Below are 17,755 nucleotides of genomic sequence, written 5' to 3'. Positions count from 1 at the left end.
GCGCGATCCTCCCGCACGGGGTTTTCCACAGATGCGGCGGACCCCCTTGTCCCGACCGATCGTTCGGTTACTCTAACTCTGACTAGCTGTTCCTGCCCATGTTTCTGCCCAGGTCATGAGCTCGACGAAGAGTTCTTGAGACGAGGAGTTGGTCCCGCATGGCCGCCGAATCGACCGCCCACGAGCTGATCGCCAAGCACCGGCCCACCCTCGACCAGGCGCTCGAGGCGATCCGCACACGCGCGTACTGGTCCCCGCACCCCGAACACCCCAAGGCCTACGGCGAGAACGGCAGCCTGGACGCGGCGGCTGGCAAGGCCGCCTTCGACGCCGTCCTGAACACCCGCCTCGACCTCGGCCAGCCCGGCACCGACGACTGGGTGGGCGGCGAGATCTCCCCGTACGGCGTCGAGCTGGGCGTCACCTACCCGCACGCGGACGTGGACGTCCTGCTGCCCGCCATGAAGGCCGGGCAGGGAGCCTGGCGGGACGCGGGCGCGGAGCTGCGCGCCGTGGTCTGCCTGGAGATCCTCAAGCGGATCAGCGACCGGACGCACGAGTTCGCGCACGCGGTCATGCACACCAGCGGCCAGGCCTTCATGATGGCGCTCCAGGCGGGCGGCCCGCACGCGCAGGACCGCGGCCTGGAAGCGGTGGCCTACGCGTACGTGGAGCAGGTCCGCACCCCGGACACCGCGGAGTGGAGCAAGCCCCAGGGCAAGCGCGACCCGCTCGCGCTCACCAAGCAGTTCACCGCGGTCCCGCGCGGCATCGCCCTGATGATCGGCTGCAACACCTTCCCGACCTGGAACGGCTACCCGGGCCTGTTCGCCTCGCTCGCCACCGGCAACGCGGTCCTGGTCAAGCCGCACCCGCGCGCGGTGCTGCCGCTCGCGCTCACGGTGCAGATCGCGCGCGAGGTGCTCACCGAGGCGGGCTTCGACCCGAACCTGGTCGCCCTGGCCGCCGAGCGGCCCGGCGAGGGCATCGCCAAGACCCTGGCCACCCGCCCCGAGATCCGCATCATCGACTACACCGGCTCCACCTCGTTCGGCGACTGGCTGGAGGCCAACGCCCGCCAGGCGCAGGTCTACACGGAGAAGGCCGGCGTCAACACGGTGCTCGTCGAGTCCACCGGCGACTACAAGGGCATGCTCTCCAACCTGGCCTTCTCGCTGTCGCTGTACAGCGGCCAGATGTGCACGACCCCGCAGAACCTGCTCATCCCCCGCGACGGCATCCGCACCGAGGACGGCCCCCGGACCTTCGACGAGGTCGTCGCCGACCTCGCCCGGTCCGTGGACGGTCTCCTCGGTGACGACGCGCGCGCGAACGCCCTGCTCGGCGCCATCGTCAACCCGGACGTGAAGGCCCGCCTGGAGGCGGCCGCGGGGCTCGGCGAGGTCGCCCTCGCGTCCCGGCAGATCAGCAACCCGGACTTCCCCGAGGCGGTCGTCCGTACGCCCGTGATCGTGAAGCTGGACGGCACCAAGCCGGACGACGAGGCCGCGTACATGAACGAGTGCTTCGGGCCCGTCTCCTTCGCCGTCGCCATGGACTCGGCGGCGGACGCGGTGGAGCTGCTGCGCCGCACGATCCGCGAGAAGGGCGCGATGACCGTGGGCGCCTACACCACGGACACCGAGGTCGAGTCGGCCGTGCAGGAGGTCTGCCTGGAGGAGGCCGCCCAGCTCTCGCTGAACCTCACCGGCGGGGTGTACGTCAACCAGACGGCCGCCTTCTCCGACTTCCACGGCTCGGGCGGCAACCCGGCGGCCAACGCGGCACTCACCGACGGCGCGTTCGTCGCCAACCGGTTCCGGACGGTGGAGGTGCGGCGCCAGGCCTAGGGCGTGACCGATCGACCGGCGCGGGGCGGCGCGCTCAGCGGGTGCCGGGCGCGCCCCCGGTGGCGCTCCAGTGGTACAGCGTCATGGCCACACTGGTCGCGAGGTTGTAGCTGGAGACCTGGGGGCGCATCGGCAGCGCCAGGAGCTGGTCGGCCCGTGCGCGCAGCTCGGCGGAGAGGCCACTGCGCTCCGAGCCGAAGGCCAGCACCGCGTCGTCCGGCAGCTTCAGCCCCCGGATGTCCTCGCCCTCCGGGTCGAGCGCGAACAGCGGCCCCGGCGGCAGCTCGGGCACGGTCAGCCGCTCCACCGCGGTCGCGAAGTGCAGCCCCGCCCCGCCGCGCACCACCGTGGGGTGCCACGGGTCGAGCGTGCCGGTGGTGACCACACCGGTCGCCCCGAAACCGGCGGCGAGCCGGATCACGGCTCCCGCGTTGCCCAGGTTGCGCGGGTTGTCGAGGACGACCACGGGAGCGGTACGGGGCGTCCGCTCCAGCGCGCCCAGGTTCGCCTCGCGGGCGGGTCGTACGGCCAGGGCGGCCACGGCGGTGGGGTGCGGGCGCGGGACGAGCGAGGCGTACGTCGTCTGCGGGACCTCCGTCAGCAGCGCGTCCAGGGCGTCCCGTACGTCGGGGGCCAGCTCGGCGGCCAGCGCCAGCGCCGCCCGCCGGTCGGCGGTGACCGCCACCGGCACCCGGGCCCCGAAGCGCACCGCGTGCTTGAGCGCGTGGAAGCCGTCGAGCAGCACGGCGGTGTCGGCGAGCCGGTGCCAGACGGGCAGCGGATCGGGCCGGGCGCTCGCGGGTTCCGGACGGGCGCTCACGGGATCGGTCATGCCGTGAAGCCTACGCGGGGGCCCCGGCGGCCTCGGCCCCCTCGACCTCCCCGGCGTCCTTGCCGTTCCTGCTGTCCCGGCCGCCTCTGCCGCCCCTGCCGTCCCTGCCGTCCCTGCTGTTCTCGTCGGCCTCGGCGCTGCGCCGGTCCCGCTGCGCCGGCAGGACGGGACCGCCGCGCGGCAGCAGCCGCCCCCGCGCGCGTGCCGCCAGGCCGCCCAGCCGACGCAGGAACGACGTCGGCAGGAAGACCGCGTCCGCGGCGATCATCGCCAGCGAGAAGAACGGCAGTCCGAGCACCACGGCGATCACCGCGTGCTCGGTCATCATCAGCACCAGCAGGACGTTCTTGACCCGCCGGTTGAACAGCGTGAACGGGAAGGCGACCTGAACGATGACCGTCCCGTACGTCACGGCCATCACGATCGTGCCGCTGACGGACATCAGGTCGGCCAGCGCCGGCCAGGGCGAGAAGTAGTCCAGGTGCAGCGGGTAGTAGACCGCGGTGCCGTCCTGCCAGCGCGAGCCCTGGATCTTGTACCAACCGGCCGTCGCGTAGATCAGGCAGGCCTCGGCCATGATCACGAGCAACGCACCGTTGTGCACGATGTTGGCGATGACGTCGAGAAGTATCCGGGGCTCGGCCGACTTCGCCCGGCGACCGACGACCCACCACAGGGCCGACGCCGTCCATACCGTCCACAGCAGCACCGGCACGGTCGGGTCGCCGTCCAGCCGCCCCGCGGCGGTCACCCCCACCAGCACCGCCCCGAGCGCCGTCCAGAGCAGCGGCCCGGCCCGGTCCACCATCCGCTCACCGCGCGCCCGCGCCTCCCGGCCGAGCCGGGCCCGCCGCTCGTCCAGGGACCACACCTGGCCGCAGCGCGTGAACACCAGGTAGATCGACATCAGGTGCAGGACGTTGTCGCCGCCGTCCCCCATGAAGACACTGCGGTTCTGCAGCGACAGCACGCCCACCATGAAGACCACGGACATCGCGCGGGTGCGCCAGCCCAGCAGCAGCAGCGTGGCGGCCAGCACGGCGAGCGCGTAGACGATCTCGAACCAGACGCGGCTGTCCGTCCACATCAGCGCCGTGAAGGCACCGTTGAGCCCGATCAGCTGCTGGGCGAGGCCGAAGTCCCACGGGCCGTCGGGTCCGTACATCTCGTGGCGGTGCGGGAACTCGCGCAGCAGGAACAGCAACCAGGTCGCGCTGAAACCGATGCGGATCACGGCGGTCTGGTACGGGCCGAGGGCCGACCCGGTCAGGCGGGCGATGCCGCCGGACACCGACAGGGCGATGCGGTTCACTTCGTGGCCCCCTCGGCCTCGTCGGCCGGGACCGACCACCAGGACAGCACCCGGTACATCGGCTTCAGCGAGATCCGCTCGCCGCTCCACGCGGGCGGGCGCACATTGGTGGTGGCGGAGCGGACCTGAACGCTGTCGACCGTGGCGCCGCGCCCGGCCGCGCCGTCCCGGCCCAGCCGCAGCTCGACGATACGGCGCAGATACGACTCGGAGAGGCTGCCGCGAAGTCCCACCGGCCGGTTGTCGGCGTCGTGCGTCGCCGTGAAGAAGTCCCAGGCCCGGCGGAGCTCGTTCTGGTCGACATGGCTCGGCAGCGGATTGGCGTCGATGGCCCGCCCGTCCTCGGCGGACAGGTCGTACCAGCCGGTCGTGTAGATCTCACCGGCCGCCGTACGGACCCGGGCGCGGGCCTGGACCGCGATGTTCTGCTGGAGCGGATTGGGCGCGAAGAGCTTCCAGTTCTGCTCGAACTCCGGGTAGATCCACTCCTCGATCGCCTTGCCGTGCTTCTTGGTGACCGTGTTCGACGGCGCGACATGCATGAACACCATGCCGAGGTGCACGCAGACGGTGACCGCGACGACGGCGAGCGCCAGGGCGGCGGCTATCTGGTAGCGGGGCGAGAGGGCGGCGACATCGGTACGCGGCTCAGGAAGCGGGCCTGTCGTCACGTCGCCCGGTTCCGTCACGTCGCCCGGTTCCGTCATGTCGCCCGGTTCCGTCGGCTCGGCGTGCGCCGGTCCCGCCGGATCGCCGTCGTCCGCGTCCGTGCCGTCGTCCGCGTCCGTCGAGACGACCGCATCCGCCGTGGCGGCCGGCTCAGGCGTGGCGGCCGGTCCGGTCGGGGCGGGCGTCCCGGTCGGCTTCGTCGGCTCGCCCCCGGCGTCCGTCACGCCCGTCTCCCCGGTCCTGCACATGGTCGACCCGGCCCCCTGCGCAGGTGAGGTGCCCGGCCCGGGCGAGGCGCTCCCGCCACCGCCGGCCGCGTCCGTTTCGCCGTACGCATCCATTCCGCCCCGTTTCCCGATCCCCGTCCGTGTTCCGGTCCCCGGCCGCAGGGCACCGTACCGCCCGCTCGCACCGCCCCACGGCGGTCGCACGCGAACGTTACTCAGGCACACCCGCACCGCACAGCCCCGTACGCCCCACCGCGAGCTCCGTACGCCCACGCACCGTCGGTCGGTCGAACAGACGGGCGGGCCGGTCGGCGAAGCCAAGGGTCGGCGCCCATCTCACCATGGACGCCGTCGCGTCCGTCGCGCGGGCACTCACCGGCCGTCCCGAGCAGCCGGGGGCCTCTTCCGCCGTTCCCTTCTTCTAGAACCTGTTCTATCTTGACGGTCCGTCAGATCGGACCGTCGGCCCGGCCCGTCACGGCCGGGGTGCGCGTGGGAGGACAGGTACCGTGGACTTCACCTTCACCGAGGAGCAGCAGGCGGCGGCCGAGGCGGCACAGGGGGTGTTCGCCGGGGTCGCGCCCGACCGGGTGCCCAGCCCCGCACTCACCCGGGGCGCCGCCGTCGCCGACGGCTTCGACCGGGCGCTGTGGGCCAGGCTCGCCGACGCGGACCTGCTGAGTCTGCTGCTGGAGCCCGAGTACGGCGGGGCCGGGCTGGACGCCGTCGCGCTGTGTCTGGTGCTGCGCGAGTCGGCGAAGGTGCTGGCCCGGGTACCGCTGCTGGAGAGCTGCGCGGCCGCCGCGGCCGTACAGGCCTACGGCGGGCCGGCTTCCGGCGGTGCGGCGGCGCCGAAGGCCGCGCTGCTCACGGCGGTGGGACGGGGCGAGATCGTCCTGACCGTCGCCTCCCACGGCCGCACCGGCCACGATCCGGCCGAGCTCGCCGTGACCGCCCGCCAGGACGGCGACACCTGGATCCTCGACGGGGTCCAGACGGCCGTGCCGTGGGCGCACGACGCGGACTACACGGTCGTACCCGCGCAGGTGCCCGCCCAGCTGGCCCCACGCGCCGGGGCCGGCCGTGCGGACACCGACCACGCCGAGGCCGGCCGCACGATCCTCGCCCTGGTCCCACGCGACCACGAGGGGGTCGTACGCGCCGAGCAGGTGTCCACCACCGGCGAGCGCCTCGCCGAGCTGCGCCTGGAGTCGACGCGGATCGCGGCGGCCGACGTCATCGACGCCGACGGCGCCTGGGAGTGGCTGCGCGGGCTGCTGACCGCGGGCACGTGCGCGCTCGCGCTCGGGCTGGGCGAGAACGTGCTGCGGATGACCGCCGAGTACACCGGCAGGCGCGAACAGTTCGGCTTCCCCGTGGCCACCTTCCAGGCCGTCGCCGTGCAGGCCGCCGACCGTTACATCGACCTGCGGGCGATGGAGGCCACGCTGTGGCAGGCCGCGTGGCGGATCGCGTCCGGGACGCAGGGCGCGCTGCCGACGGCCGGTGACATCGCGGTCGCCAAGATCTGGGCCTCGGAAGGGGTACGCAGGATCGTGCAGACGGCACAGCACCTGCACGGCGGGTTCGGCGCCGACGTCGAGTACCCGCTGCACCGGTACCACGCCTGGGCCAAGCATCTGGAGCTGTCGCTCGGCCCGGCGGCGGCCCACGAGGAGGCACTGGGCGACCTGCTGGCCGCCCATCCTCTCGGCTGAACCGGCTGAACCGGCTGAACCGGCAAGAACAACTGCCGGGGCCGCGGGAACCCGCAGCCGGCAAGGCCGCGAGACCGCTACAGGACGTGTCCGGGCAGGCCCTGGTCCGTCACGACGGGACGGCCCGCGGCCGCCCAGACCTGCATGCCGCCGTCCACGTTCACCGCGTCGATGCCCTGCTGGACCAGGTACATCGTGACCTGGGCCGAGCGCCCGCCGGAACGGCAGACGACATGGACGCGGCCGTCCTGGGGCGCCGCCTCGGTCAGCTCGCCGTACCGGGCCACGAACTCGCTCATGGGCAGGTGCAGCGCCCCTTCGGCGTGGCCCGCCTGCCACTCGTCGTCCTCGCGGACGTCCAGCAGGAAGTCGTCGTCCTTGAGGTCCGCGACCTCGACCGTGGGCACACCAGCTCCAAAACTCATGCCGTCGACGCTACCCGAAACGCCTCGCGTCCCGACCGGGGCTACGCCAGCAGCGCGGCCAGCTCCGCCTCACGTGCGGCGACATCGGCCAGGAGCTTCTCGGCGATCTCGTCCAGCAGCGCGTCGGGGTCGTCCGGAGCGAGCCGCAGCATCTCTCCGATCGCGCTGATCTCCAGCTCCCGCGCGAGGTGCGTGAGCATCTCCTTGCGCTCGGCCAGCCATTCCAGGCGGGCGTAGAGCTCCTCGCTGGGGCTGGGGGCCCGCTCGGCGGGCGCCGGACCGGCCGCCCACTCCTCGGCCAGTTCCCGCAGCAGGTTCTCGTCGCCACGGGCATAGGCGGCGTTGACCCGGGTGATGAACTCCTCGCGCCGCCGGCGCTCGTCCTCCTCCTGGGCCAGATCGGGGTGGGCCTTGCGGGCGAGTTCGCGGTAGAGCTTGCGGACCTCGTCGCTGGGGCGCACCCGCTGCGGGGGCCGCACCGGCTGGTCCGTGAGCATCGCCACAGCCTCGGGGAACAGACCGTCGCCGTCCATCCAGCCGTGGAACAGTTCCTCGACGCCCGGCATCGGCAGCACCCGCGCGCGAGCGTCCTGCGCCTTGCGCAGATCCTCGGGGTCGCCGGTGCGGGCGGCCTTGGCCTCCGCGATCTGCGCTTCCAGCTCGTCGAGCCGGGCGTACATCGGTCCGAGCTTCTGATGATGGAGGCGCGAGAAATTCTCGACCTCCACACGGAAGGTCTCCACCGCGATCTCGTACTCGATCAGCGCCTGCTCGGCGGCCCGTACGGCCCGCTCCAGCCGCTCCTCGGGCCGTGCCTGCTCAGCTTCCGGGGTCGTCACCCGAACAGCGTAGGCCACCGTCGGGGCGGTCCGGTTCCACAGGGCCGGGACGGACCGCCCGCCGGACCTCACACGCCCGTCTCCGCCGGGATGCGGCCCTCCCGTACCGCCGCCACCAGCCGGGCGTGGTCCGCCTCCGTGCGGTCGGCGTAGGCGACGGCGAACGAGCCGATCGCCTCGTCCAGCTCCTCGTTCTTGCCGCAGTAACCCGCGATCAGACGCGGGTCGACGCTGTGCGAGTGGGCGCGGGCCAGCAACGCGCCGGTCATCCGGCCGTAGTCGTCGACCTGGTCGGCGGCGAGCGCGGCCGGGTCGACGCTTCCCTTGCGGTTGCGGAACTGCCGGACCTGGAAGGGCCGGCCCTCGACCGTCGTCCAGCCCAGCAGGATGTCGCTGACGACCTGCATCCGCTTCTGGCCGAGGACGACCCGACGGCCCTCGTGCTCGACCCGGGGCACCTCGAACCCGGCGCTCACCAGGTGCGGCACCAGCGCCGACGCCCGCGCCTCCTTCACCTGGAGGACCAGGGGCTCGCCCCGGTGGTCCAGCAGCAGCACCACGTACGACCGGGTGCCCACACTGCCGGTGCCGACGATGCGGAAGGCGACGTCGTGCACCGCGTGCCGGGCCAGCAGCGGGAGGCGGTCCTCGGAGAGCGTGTCCAGGTACGGCTCCAGAGCCGCGGCGACCGCCGCGGCCTCGGCGTCCGCGATGCCCCGCAGGACCGGGGGCGCGTCGACGAAGCGGCGGCCGCCGTCCGCGGTCGGTTCGGTCGACTTGGCCGCGAAGCGCCCGCTGGTGTTGGCCCGCGCCTTCTCGGAGACCCTCTCCAGCGTGCCGAGCAGGTCATGGGCGTCGGTGTGGGAGACCAGCTCCTCGTCCGCTATGGCGTTCCACGCGTCCAGCACCGGGAGCTTGGCCAGCAGGCGCATGGTGCGGCGGTAGGCGCCCACCGCGTCCTGTGCCGCCTTGCGGCAGGTGTCCTCGTCGGCACCGGCCTCCCGGCCCGCGAGCACGAGCGAGGCGGCGAGCCGCTTGAGGTCCCATTCCCAGGGGCCGTGCACGGTCTCGTCGAAGTCGTTGAGGTCGATGACCAGGCCGCCACGGGCGTCGCCGTACAGACCGAAGTTCGCGGCGTGCGCGTCACCGCAGATCTGCGCGCGGATCCCGGTCATGGGCGTGCGCGCCAGGTCGTACGCCATGAGACCCGCCGAGCCCCGCAGGAACGCGAACGGGGTGGCCGCCATCCTGCCCACCCGGATCGGCGTGAGCTCCGCGATACGGCCCTGGTTGGACTCCTCCACCGCGGCGACCGCGTCGGGCCGCGAGGCGTCGAGGTCCAGTTCGGCGTGGGCCGCGCGGGGCACGCGGCGCCGCAGCGCCTTCCCCTCTTCCTTGGGCGACCCCTCGACGGGCCACGCGGCGAAGCCCCGCACGGTGGACAGCCGCCGGGCCACCACCGGCGCATCCGGCCGCCCCTGCGCCACCGACCGTTCCGGCACGGCCCGTTCCGGCACAGCCGAACGGGCCGACTGCCCCGGCACCACCGGTTCCGCACCGGGCTCCGCCGTCCCGACGGCCTCCGCCGACCCGGCGGACCCCACCGGCTCCGCCAACTCCGCACCGACCTCGGTCATGACGACCGCCTCCCCCGCACCCGCGCACGAACTTCCATGAACATCAATGCGTGCTGACCGTACCGCCGGTGGCCGAAACACGTCAGACCCTGTGGACAACCACCCGCAGAACACCCACTCCGGGCGCCGGGTGGGCGGGCTTTCGGCCCTCCTCACCTCCGGCACTCCGGCACTCCGGCACTCCGGCACTCCGGCACTCCGGCACTCCGGCAGGCTCGGCCGCCTCACCCCCGGGCGTCGGCGCCCAGCACCGTCCGGTACCAGGGCGCGTAACGGGAGAAGGACTCCGCGAAGTCCGGTCCGGGGGCGGCCGCCAGGTCGGTCCGGAGCGGCCCGCCGTCGAACCAGTGGTCGGTGACGAGCATGTCGAGCGCGTGCCGCAGCCGCGGTTCGCCGTGCAGCAGGTCCCGGGCCTGCTGCACGGTCAGGTCCCGCTCCGGCCAGGCGAGCCCGGCGCAGCCGGCCACCGCTCGCAGCAGGTCCCGGGCGGTCACCGGCTCCGCGGGGGCGACGTGGTAGACGGACGCGGTCAGGCTCCGTCGCGGGGCGAGGCCAGTCATGACCGCCAGACGGGCCAGCTCGTGCACGGAGACCGCGGACAACCGCGCGGGCCAGCCCTCGACCGTGCCGGGCAGGGCGCGCAGCAGACCGCTCAGGCCGGGGACGAACCAGGTGTCGCCCGGACCGAGGACGAGATGCGGGCGGAGCACGATTCCGTCCGCGGCGAGCACGGCGTCCTCGGCGACGGCCCGGGTCGCCGAGGTCGGCGACCGAGGGTTGCGGACCAGGTCCTGCGGGCGGGCCCGGCGGTAAGTGCCTCGCCCGTAGACGGACGCGGTGCTGATCTGGACGACGCGGGACACCCCGGCCCGTCGGGCCTCCGCGACCAGGGCCTGCGTACCCCGGGCATTGACGCGCTCGTTGTCCTGCGGACTGCCGCCGATCCGCGTCGCGCAGTGCAGCAGCACGTCCACCCCGGCGCACACTCCGCGCAGCGAGCCGGAGTCGCCGAGATCGGCCTCGACGATCACGGGCTCCGGTGCGCCGGGCGGCGATTGTCCGGCGGAGCCGGGCAGCGGTCTGCGATGAAGCATCAGCCGAAGGTCCACGCCCAGGCGGCGGGCCTCGCCGGCCACGTGACTGCCGACGAATCCGGCCGCTCCGGTGATCAGGACGGTAGGTGACACGGAACTCCCTCCGCGGGACACACGATCGGAGAACGAGCCGACGGAATCATCAACTCTCCTGTTCCCGGGTGCACTTCACGCCGTTCACGGCTCCCCCGACCGGCGGGCGGCCCGGCCGGATCGCCTTCGGCGCGGCTGACGTCCCGCCCCACGGGCCCGACATCACCGTCACTCCGCGAGATCGCCCGGACGCGAAACGCACCCGTCGACCCCATCGAATTCGATCATGGGCCCTCGGCTGCGGAGGGCGACCCCTCCAAGTACTGAGACCTTCCTCACAATCCGCCCGCCGCCCGCGAGATGCGGAGCAAGTGAAGATCCACATCGGAGACCGGGAGCCGGCAACCCCGAGTCGGCGGCTCCGAGCCCACACTCTCGCACCGCCGGCCCCGACCGAAAAGCCCGGCCCGGCAACGGGCCCCGGTTTTCTGCCCACATACGCGAAACGGTCGGTACCGTAATCGGTACCGACCGTTTCGTCTGGTGCGCGAGGGGGGAGTTGAACCCCCACGCCCTTGCGGGCACTGGAACCTGAATCCAGCGCGTCTGCCTATTCCGCCACCCGCGCATTGGGTGTGTCTTCCGGCTCCGTTCCTTTTCGGTGCGGCGCCTTCCGACATGCAGAACATTAGCACGCGGTCAGGGGTGCGTTCACATCCCTTTCCCCTGGGCAGGCGGTGAGCAGCGGCACAACCGGTCCGTCGGGGCCGCTGAGGCTACGTCTCGACACGTATCGGTTCACGTATCAACCTCGTACCGGTACCGGCCGTCCGACCGGGAGCCGGTCAGGGTGCACACCCGGGTGCGGGACACTGGTCTGCGGCCCCCTCTACGATCCTGGGCAAGAGGAGTTCGAAGGGGAGTTCCGCAGGGAAGCTCGCAGGCGTCGACACCCGTCGACCGAGCCGACAGGGGGAACCAGCCGATCGAGCAGCGCGTGGATACGATCAGTAAGCAGTACGAGCAGTACAAGCACCGGACAAGGCACAGGCACAGGCACAGCGGCAACGACGGAGGAGGTGCCCCATGGGAGTCCTGAAGAAGTTCGAGCAGCGCCTCGAAGGTCTGGTCAACGGCACCTTCGCCAAGGTCTTCAAGTCCGAGGTCCAGCCCGTGGAGATCGCCGGCGCGCTCCAGCGTGAGTGCGACAACAACGCCACGATCTGGAACCGCGACCGCACGGTCGTCCCCAACGACTTCATCGTGGAGCTGAGCACGCCCGACTTCGAGCGCCTCAGCCCCTACTCCGGCCAGCTCGGCGACGAGCTCGCCGGCATGGTGCGCGACTACGCCAAGCAGCAGCGCTACACCTTCATGGGGCCGATCAAGGTCAACCTGGAGAAGGCCGCCGACCTGGACACCGGCCTGTACCGGGTGCGCAGCCGTACGCTCGCCTCGTCCAGCAGCCAGCAGGGACCGCAGGCCCCCGACCCGTCGTCCGCCGCGAGCGGTCGGCGTCCGGGCGGCCACGGCTACCCGCAGCCCGGCGCGGGCGCGCCCCCCATGCCGGCCGCACCGCCGCCCGGCGCGGGCCCGCGCCCCGGTGGCTACGGCTATCCGCAGCCGGCCCAGCCCGGCGGCGCGGCCCACGGCGCGCGTACCCGCTACTGGGTCGAGGTCAACGGCGCGCGTCACCAGATTTCCCGCCCGACCCTGGTGCTGGGCCGCAGCACCGAGGCCGACGTGCGGATCGACGACCCCGGCGTATCCCGCCGGCACTGTGAGATCCGGACCGGAACGCCCTCGACGATCCAGGATCTCGGGTCCACCAACGGCATCGTGGTGGACGGGCAGCACACCACCCGCGCTACGCTCCGCGACGGCTCGCGGATCGTCGTGGGCAGCACCACCATCATTTACCGGCAAGCCGAAGGGTGAAGCGGGGGCAATGTCAGAGCTGACCCTCACGGTCATGCGGCTGGGTTTCCTGGCCGTACTGTGGCTGTTCGTGATCGTGGCCGTGCAGGTCATCCGCAGCGACCTGTTCGGTACGCGTGTCACCCAGCGCGGAGCGCGGCGGGAGGCCGCCCGGCCTCAGGCGCAGGCCGCCCGGCAGGCGGCGGCGCCTCCGCAGCAGCGCCAGCAGGCCGCCGGTGGCCGCCAGCGCCGCAACTCCCCGACCAAGCTGGTCGTGACCGAGGGCACCCTCACCGGTACCACCGTCGCGCTGCAGGGCCAGACCATCACCCTGGGCCGGGCGCACGACAGCACGATCGTGCTGGACGACGACTACGCCTCCAGCCGCCATGCCAGGATCTACCCGGACCGGGACGGTCAGTGGATCGTCGAGGACCTGGGCTCCACCAACGGCACGTACCTCGACCGGAGCCGGCTGACGACTCCCACGCCGATCGCGCCGGGTGCGCCGATCCGCATCGGCAAGACCGTCATCGAGCTGCGGAAGTAGTGCTACATCATGAATAGGCGCGAGCGGAGCGAGCACGCAGGCGCGGTCCACACCCCGGACCCCGGCGCGCTCCCGACCGGAGGGTGGGCACCGTGCGGATGTACCCGGAGCCGACGGGCGAGGTGCGCATGAGTCTCTCACTGCGCTTCGCCGCCGGATCGCACAAAGGCATGATCCGGGAGGGCAACGAGGACTCCGGCTACGCCGGTCCCCGTCTGCTCGCCATCGCCGACGGAATGGGCGGCGCCGCCGCCGGCGAGGTCGCCTCCTCCGAGGCGATCTCCACCATCGTCGCTCTCGACGAGGACATCCCCGGCTCCGACGTCCTGACCTCGCTCGGCACCGCCGTCCAGCGGGCCAACGACCAGCTGCGCGCCATGGTCGAGGAGGACCCCCAGCTCGAAGGCATGGGCACCACGCTCACCGCCCTGCTGTGGACCGGCCAGCGACTGGGCCTGGTCCACGTGGGCGACTCGCGCGCGTACCTGCTGCGGGACGGCGTCCTCACCCAGATCACCCAGGACCACACCTGGGTGCAGCGCCTGGTCGACGAGGGACGCATCACCGAGGAGGAGGCGACCACGCATCCGCAGCGCTCGCTCCTCATGCGCGCGCTCGGCAGCGGCGAGCACGTCGAGCCCGACCTGTCGATCCGCGAGGTCCGGGCCGGCGACCGCTACCTGATCTGCTCCGACGGACTGTCCGGGGTCGTCTCCCACCAGACGATGGAGGACACCCTCGCCAGCTACCAGGGCCCGCAGGAGACCGTGCAGGAGCTGATCCAGCTCGCGCTGCGCGGCGGCGGCCCCGACAACATCACCGTCATCGTCGCCGACGTCCTCGACCTGGACACCGGTGACACGCTCGCCGGGCAGCTCTCCGACACTCCGGTCGTGGTCGGCGCGGTCGCCGAGAACCAGAACCAGCTGCACGACAACGGCATCATGCAGACGCCCGCCGGACGCGCCTCCGGCCTCGGCCGCCAGGTGCCCGGACAGGGCGGCGGCGAGTTCGGCCCGCCCGGCTCCGGCGACACCACGGGCTACGTCCCGGACGGCAGCTTCGGTGACTACACCGACGACGACTTCGTCAAGCCCGGCAAGGGCCGCAGGTGGCTGAAGAGATCCTTCTACAGTGTCCTCGCCCTCGCCGTGATCGGCGGCGGCCTGTACGGCGGCTACCGCTGGACGCAGACGCAGTACTACGTCGGCACCAAGGGCGAGCACGTGGCCCTGTACCGCGGTATCAGCCAGGACCTGGCGTGGGTCTCGCTGTCGAAGGTGGAGAAGGACCACCCCGACATCGAACTCAAGTACCTGCCGCCCTACCAGCAGAAGCTGGTCCAGGCCACGATCGCCGAAGGCAACCTGGGCACGGCCCAGAAGAAGATCGACGAACTGTCGGTCCAGGCCTCCGCGTGCAAGAAGGAAGCGCAGCGCCGCGTCGCCGAGAGCGAGAACAACGCCCAGACGGGCCAGGGCGAGGCCGGCGGCACCACGGGAACCACCAGCACCTCCCGCACGTCCAAGGCATCGCCGTCGCCGAGCGCGTCGGCATCGACGTCCCCGACCCCGTCCAAGTCCGCGACCGCCACTCCCAGCCCCGGCCCCAGCCTCTCGGAGGAGGAGCAGAAGGTCGTCTCGCTGTGCGGTAAGCAGTAGGCAAGCCGTGAGAGGCCCCGTCACACGATGAGCAGTACTACCAACTCGCCGACGCACCACACGTCCACGATCGGCTCGATCGGCGCCCCGAGCCGGCGCAACACCGAGCTCGCGCTCCTGGTGTTCGCCGTCGTCATCCCGGTGTTCGCCTACGCCAACGTGGGCCTGGCCATCGACGACAAGGTGCCGTCCGGCCTGCTGAGCTACGGTCTCGGCCTCGGCCTCCTGGCCGGCGTCGCCCACCTCGTCGTACGCAAGTTCGCCCCGTACGCGGACCCGCTGCTGCTGCCGCTGGCCACGCTGCTGAACGGGCTCGGACTCGTCGTCATCTGGCGGCTGGACCAGTCCAAACTGCTCCAGTCCATCCAGCAGGCGGGCACCGCGGCACCCCGTCAGCTCATGTACACCGCCATGGGCATCGCGCTGTTCATCGTCGTCCTGGTCTTCCTCAAGGACCACCGCACCCTGCAGCGCTACACCTACATCTCCATGGTCGGCGCGCTGGTGCTGCTGCTCCTGCCGCTGGTCCCCGGACTCGGTGCCAACATCTACGGCGCCAAGATCTGGATCCACGTCGGCAGCTTCTCCATCCAGCCCGGAGAGTTCGCCAAGATCGTCCTGGCGATCTTCTTCGCCGGCTATCTGATGGTCAAGCGCGACGCGCTCGCCCTCGCCAGCCGCCGCGTCATGGGCCTGTACCTGCCGCGCGGCCGCGACCTCGGTCCGATCCTGGTCGTCTGGTTCATCTCGATCCTGATCCTGGTCTTCGAGACCGACCTCGGTACCTCGCTGCTGTTCTTCGGAATGTTCGTCATCATGCTGTACGTCGCCACCGAGCGGACCAGCTGGATCGTCTTCGGTCTGCTGATGTCGGCGGGCGGCGCGGTCGGCGTGGCGAGCTTCGAGCCGCACGTCCAGCAGCGTGTCCAGGCCTGGCTCGACCCGATGGCGGAGTACGCCCTCAGCCGTAAGGGCGTCGCCGGCCACTCCGAGCAGGCGATGCAGGCCCTGTGGGCGTTCGGCTCCGGCGGCACCCTCGGCACCGGCCTCGGCCAGGGCCACTCCGAGCTCATCCGGTTCGCCGCCAACTCCGACTTCATCCTCGCCACCTTCGGCGAGGAACTCGGCCTGGCCGGCATCATGGCGCTGCTGCTGATCTACGGGCTGATCGTGGAGCGCGGCGTGCGCACCGCCCTCGCCGCCCGCGACCCGTTCGGCAAGCTGCTCGCCATCGGCCTCTCCGGCGCCTTCGCGCTCCAGGTGTTCGTCGTCGCCGGCGGTGTGATGGGGCTCATCCCGCTGACCGGTATGACCATGCCGTTCCTGGCGTACGGCGGTTCCTCCGTCATCGCCAACTGGGCCCTGATCGGCATCCTGATCCGCATCAGCGACACCGCGCGCCGTCCGGCCCCCGCCCCCGCCTCCAACCCCGACGCCGAGATGACCCAGGTGGTCCGCCCGTGAACAAGCCCCTGCGCCGGATCGCGATCTTCTGCGGCCTCCTGGTCCTCACCCTGCTCCTGCGCGACAACTGGCTCCAGTACGTCAAGGCCGACACCCTGGCCTCCGACACGGACAACCGTCGCGTCAACATCACGCGTTACGCCAGCCCGCGCGGCGACATCATCGTCGGCGGCAAGGCCATCACCGGCTCCGTCGAGTCGGGCGACAACGACTTCAAGTACAAGCGCACCTGGAAGGACGGCGCCATGTGGGCGCCGGTCACCGGGTACTCCTCCCAGGCCTTCGGTGCCACCCAGCTGGAGAAGCTGGAGGACGGCATCCTCAGCGGCACCGACAACCGGCTCTTCTTCCGCAACACCCTCGACATGATCACGGGCAAGAAGAAGGAGGGTGGCAGCGTCGTCACCACCCTCAACGCCGCCGCCCAGAAGGCCGCCTACCAGGGCCTGGGCAACAAGAAGGGCGCCGTCGCCGCGATCGACCCGGCCACCGGCAAGATCCTGGCCCTGGTCTCCACCCCGTCGTACGACCCGTCGACCTTCGCCGGCACCTCGGACAGCGACTCGAAGGCCTGGAACAAGGTCCTGAAGAAGAACGACCCCGACGACCCGATGCTCAACCGCGCACTGCGCGAGACCTACCCGCCGGGCTCCACCTTCAAGGTCGTCACCGCCGCCGCGGCGCTGGAGAACGGCGTGGTCTCCGGCATCGACGACCCCACCAAGACGCCGGACCCGTACAGGCTCCCGGGGACCAGCACCAACCTCACCAACGAGCACGGCGGCTGCGAGAACGCCAGCCTGCGCGAGGCACTGCGCGTCTCCTGCAACACCGTCTTCGCGAGTCTGGCCCACAGCGTCACCAACGAGAAGATGATCGAGCAGGCCGAGAAGTTCGGCTTCAACAACGCCAAGCTCGACACCCCGGTGCGCGCCGCCGAGAGCATCTACCCCAAGGACAACGCCCCGCAGAACGCCCTGGACGGCATCGGCCAGGGCTCCAACGCGGCCACCCCGCTCCAGATGGCCATGGTCGCCTCGGCCGTCGCCAACAACGGCAAGCTGATGCAGCCGTACATGGTCGACCAGCTGCGCGCCTCCAACCTCGACGTCCTCGAGACGAACGAGCCCAAGGAGCTCTCCCAGGCCATCTCCTCCGAGACCGCCCAGAAGCTCCAGCAGATGATGGAGACGGTCGTCAAGACCGGCACCGGAACCAAGGCCCAGATCGACGGCGCCACCGTCGGCGGCAAGACGGGTACCGCCCAGCACGGCCTCAACAACAGCGAGAAGCCGTACGCCTGGTTCATCTCGTACGCCAAACTGTCGGACGGCAGCACTCCGGTGGCCGTCGCCGTCGTCGTCGAGGACGGCGCCGCCAACCGCGGCGACATCACCGGTGGCGGTCTCGCAGGTCCGATCGCAAGGGACGTGATGAAGGCAGTCATCGACAGCAAGAAGTGACCCCGCTCACGTCCCCTTCACATCGGTGCACGTTGCGATACCGGTCCTGTATCGGGTTACGGGC

14 protein-coding genes and 1 tRNA gene are annotated in these 17,755 nt (G+C 71.6%); 7 read left to right on the top strand and 8 right to left on the bottom strand.

The features are described 5' to 3' along the window. Positions 1-158: 158 nt before the first annotated feature. Positions 159-1,850 (top strand): phenylacetic acid degradation protein PaaN, encoded by a 1,692-nt coding sequence (gene paaN, locus ACWC24_RS03325; RefSeq protein WP_450661128.1) that lies wholly within the window; start codon positions 159-161, stop codon positions 1,848-1,850. Positions 1,851-1,884: 34 nt separating this feature from the next. Here paaN and ACWC24_RS03320 read toward each other — a convergent pair whose 3' ends face one another. The 3 genes from ACWC24_RS03320 to ACWC24_RS03310 are packed head-to-tail and all read right to left on the bottom strand — an operon-like array spanning position 1,885 to position 4,887. Continuing rightward, positions 1,885-2,682 carry a TrmH family RNA methyltransferase gene (locus ACWC24_RS03320; RefSeq protein WP_450661127.1) on the bottom strand — a complete coding sequence of 266 codons (798 nt, stop codon included), beginning with the start codon at positions 2,680-2,682 and terminating at the stop codon, positions 1,885-1,887. Between the two features lie 10 nt (positions 2,683-2,692). Continuing rightward, positions 2,693-3,994 carry an HTTM domain-containing protein gene (locus ACWC24_RS03315; RefSeq protein WP_450661126.1) on the bottom strand — a complete coding sequence of 434 codons (1,302 nt, stop codon included), beginning with the start codon at positions 3,992-3,994 and terminating at the stop codon, positions 2,693-2,695. Next, positions 3,991-4,887 (bottom strand): DUF5819 family protein, encoded by an 897-nt coding sequence (locus ACWC24_RS03310; protein ID WP_450661125.1) that lies wholly within the window; start codon positions 4,885-4,887, stop codon positions 3,991-3,993. Before ACWC24_RS03310 ends, ACWC24_RS03315 begins: the two co-directional genes overlap by 4 nt. A gap of 512 nt (positions 4,888-5,399) precedes the next feature. Between ACWC24_RS03310 and ACWC24_RS03305 the strand changes: the two genes are divergently transcribed. After that, positions 5,400-6,608: an acyl-CoA dehydrogenase family protein gene (locus ACWC24_RS03305; RefSeq protein WP_450661124.1), complete on the top strand. Its 1,209-nt coding sequence runs from the start codon at positions 5,400-5,402 to the stop codon at positions 6,606-6,608. Positions 6,609-6,685: 77 nt separating this feature from the next. Here ACWC24_RS03305 and ACWC24_RS03300 read toward each other — a convergent pair whose 3' ends face one another. The 5 genes from ACWC24_RS03300 to ACWC24_RS03280 all read right to left on the bottom strand — a co-directional run bounded on the left by ACWC24_RS03300 (position 6,686) and on the right by ACWC24_RS03280 (position 11,264). After that, positions 6,686-7,015, bottom strand: coding sequence for a rhodanese-like domain-containing protein (locus ACWC24_RS03300; RefSeq protein ID WP_450661413.1), 330 nt, complete (start codon positions 7,013-7,015; stop codon positions 6,686-6,688). A 59-nt stretch (positions 7,016-7,074) separates the two neighbouring features. Then, positions 7,075-7,872 carry a hypothetical protein gene (locus tag ACWC24_RS03295; protein ID WP_450661123.1) on the bottom strand — a complete coding sequence of 266 codons (798 nt, stop codon included), beginning with the start codon at positions 7,870-7,872 and terminating at the stop codon, positions 7,075-7,077. Positions 7,873-7,940: 68 nt separating this feature from the next. Beyond that, entirely contained in the window at positions 7,941-9,509 is a 1,569-nt protein-coding gene (locus ACWC24_RS03290; RefSeq protein ID WP_450661122.1) for a DUF2252 domain-containing protein, read from the bottom strand. A gap of 224 nt (positions 9,510-9,733) precedes the next feature. Further along, positions 9,734-10,696, bottom strand: coding sequence for an NAD-dependent epimerase/dehydratase family protein (locus ACWC24_RS03285; RefSeq protein ID WP_450661121.1), 963 nt, complete (start codon positions 10,694-10,696; stop codon positions 9,734-9,736). 481 nt (positions 10,697-11,177) lie between these two features. Beyond that, positions 11,178-11,264: transfer RNA gene (locus tag ACWC24_RS03280), tRNA-Leu, on the bottom strand. A 458-nt stretch (positions 11,265-11,722) separates the two neighbouring features. Here ACWC24_RS03280 and ACWC24_RS03275 point away from each other — a divergent pair. The 5 genes from ACWC24_RS03275 (at position 11,723) to ACWC24_RS03255 (ending at position 17,691) form a co-directional block, all read left to right on the top strand. Next, positions 11,723-12,574: an FhaA domain-containing protein gene (locus tag ACWC24_RS03275; RefSeq protein WP_450661120.1), complete on the top strand. Its 852-nt coding sequence runs from the start codon at positions 11,723-11,725 to the stop codon at positions 12,572-12,574. Between the two features lie 10 nt (positions 12,575-12,584). Beyond that, the gene (locus ACWC24_RS03270) at positions 12,585-13,103 is read left to right on the top strand and encodes an FHA domain-containing protein FhaB/FipA (protein WP_450661119.1); all 519 of its coding nucleotides are present in this window, start codon (positions 12,585-12,587) and stop codon (positions 13,101-13,103) included. A 98-nt stretch (positions 13,104-13,201) separates the two neighbouring features. Beyond that, positions 13,202-14,764 (top strand): Stp1/IreP family PP2C-type Ser/Thr phosphatase, encoded by a 1,563-nt coding sequence (locus tag ACWC24_RS03265; protein WP_450661412.1) that lies wholly within the window; start codon positions 13,202-13,204, stop codon positions 14,762-14,764. Positions 14,765-14,791: 27 nt separating this feature from the next. Beyond that, complete coding sequence (locus ACWC24_RS03260; RefSeq protein ID WP_450661118.1) at positions 14,792-16,228, top strand: FtsW/RodA/SpoVE family cell cycle protein; 1,437 nt, start codon at positions 14,792-14,794, stop codon at positions 16,226-16,228. Next, positions 16,225-17,691, top strand: coding sequence for a peptidoglycan D,D-transpeptidase FtsI family protein (locus ACWC24_RS03255; RefSeq protein ID WP_450661117.1), 1,467 nt, complete (start codon positions 16,225-16,227; stop codon positions 17,689-17,691). Before ACWC24_RS03260 ends, ACWC24_RS03255 begins: the two co-directional genes overlap by 4 nt. Positions 17,692-17,755 lie beyond the last annotated feature (64 nt).

Source organism: Streptomyces sp. NPDC001443, assembly GCF_053597355.1.
The sequence above is the reverse complement of the archived record's forward strand: the minus strand, read 5'-3'. Positions and strand labels throughout refer to the sequence as shown.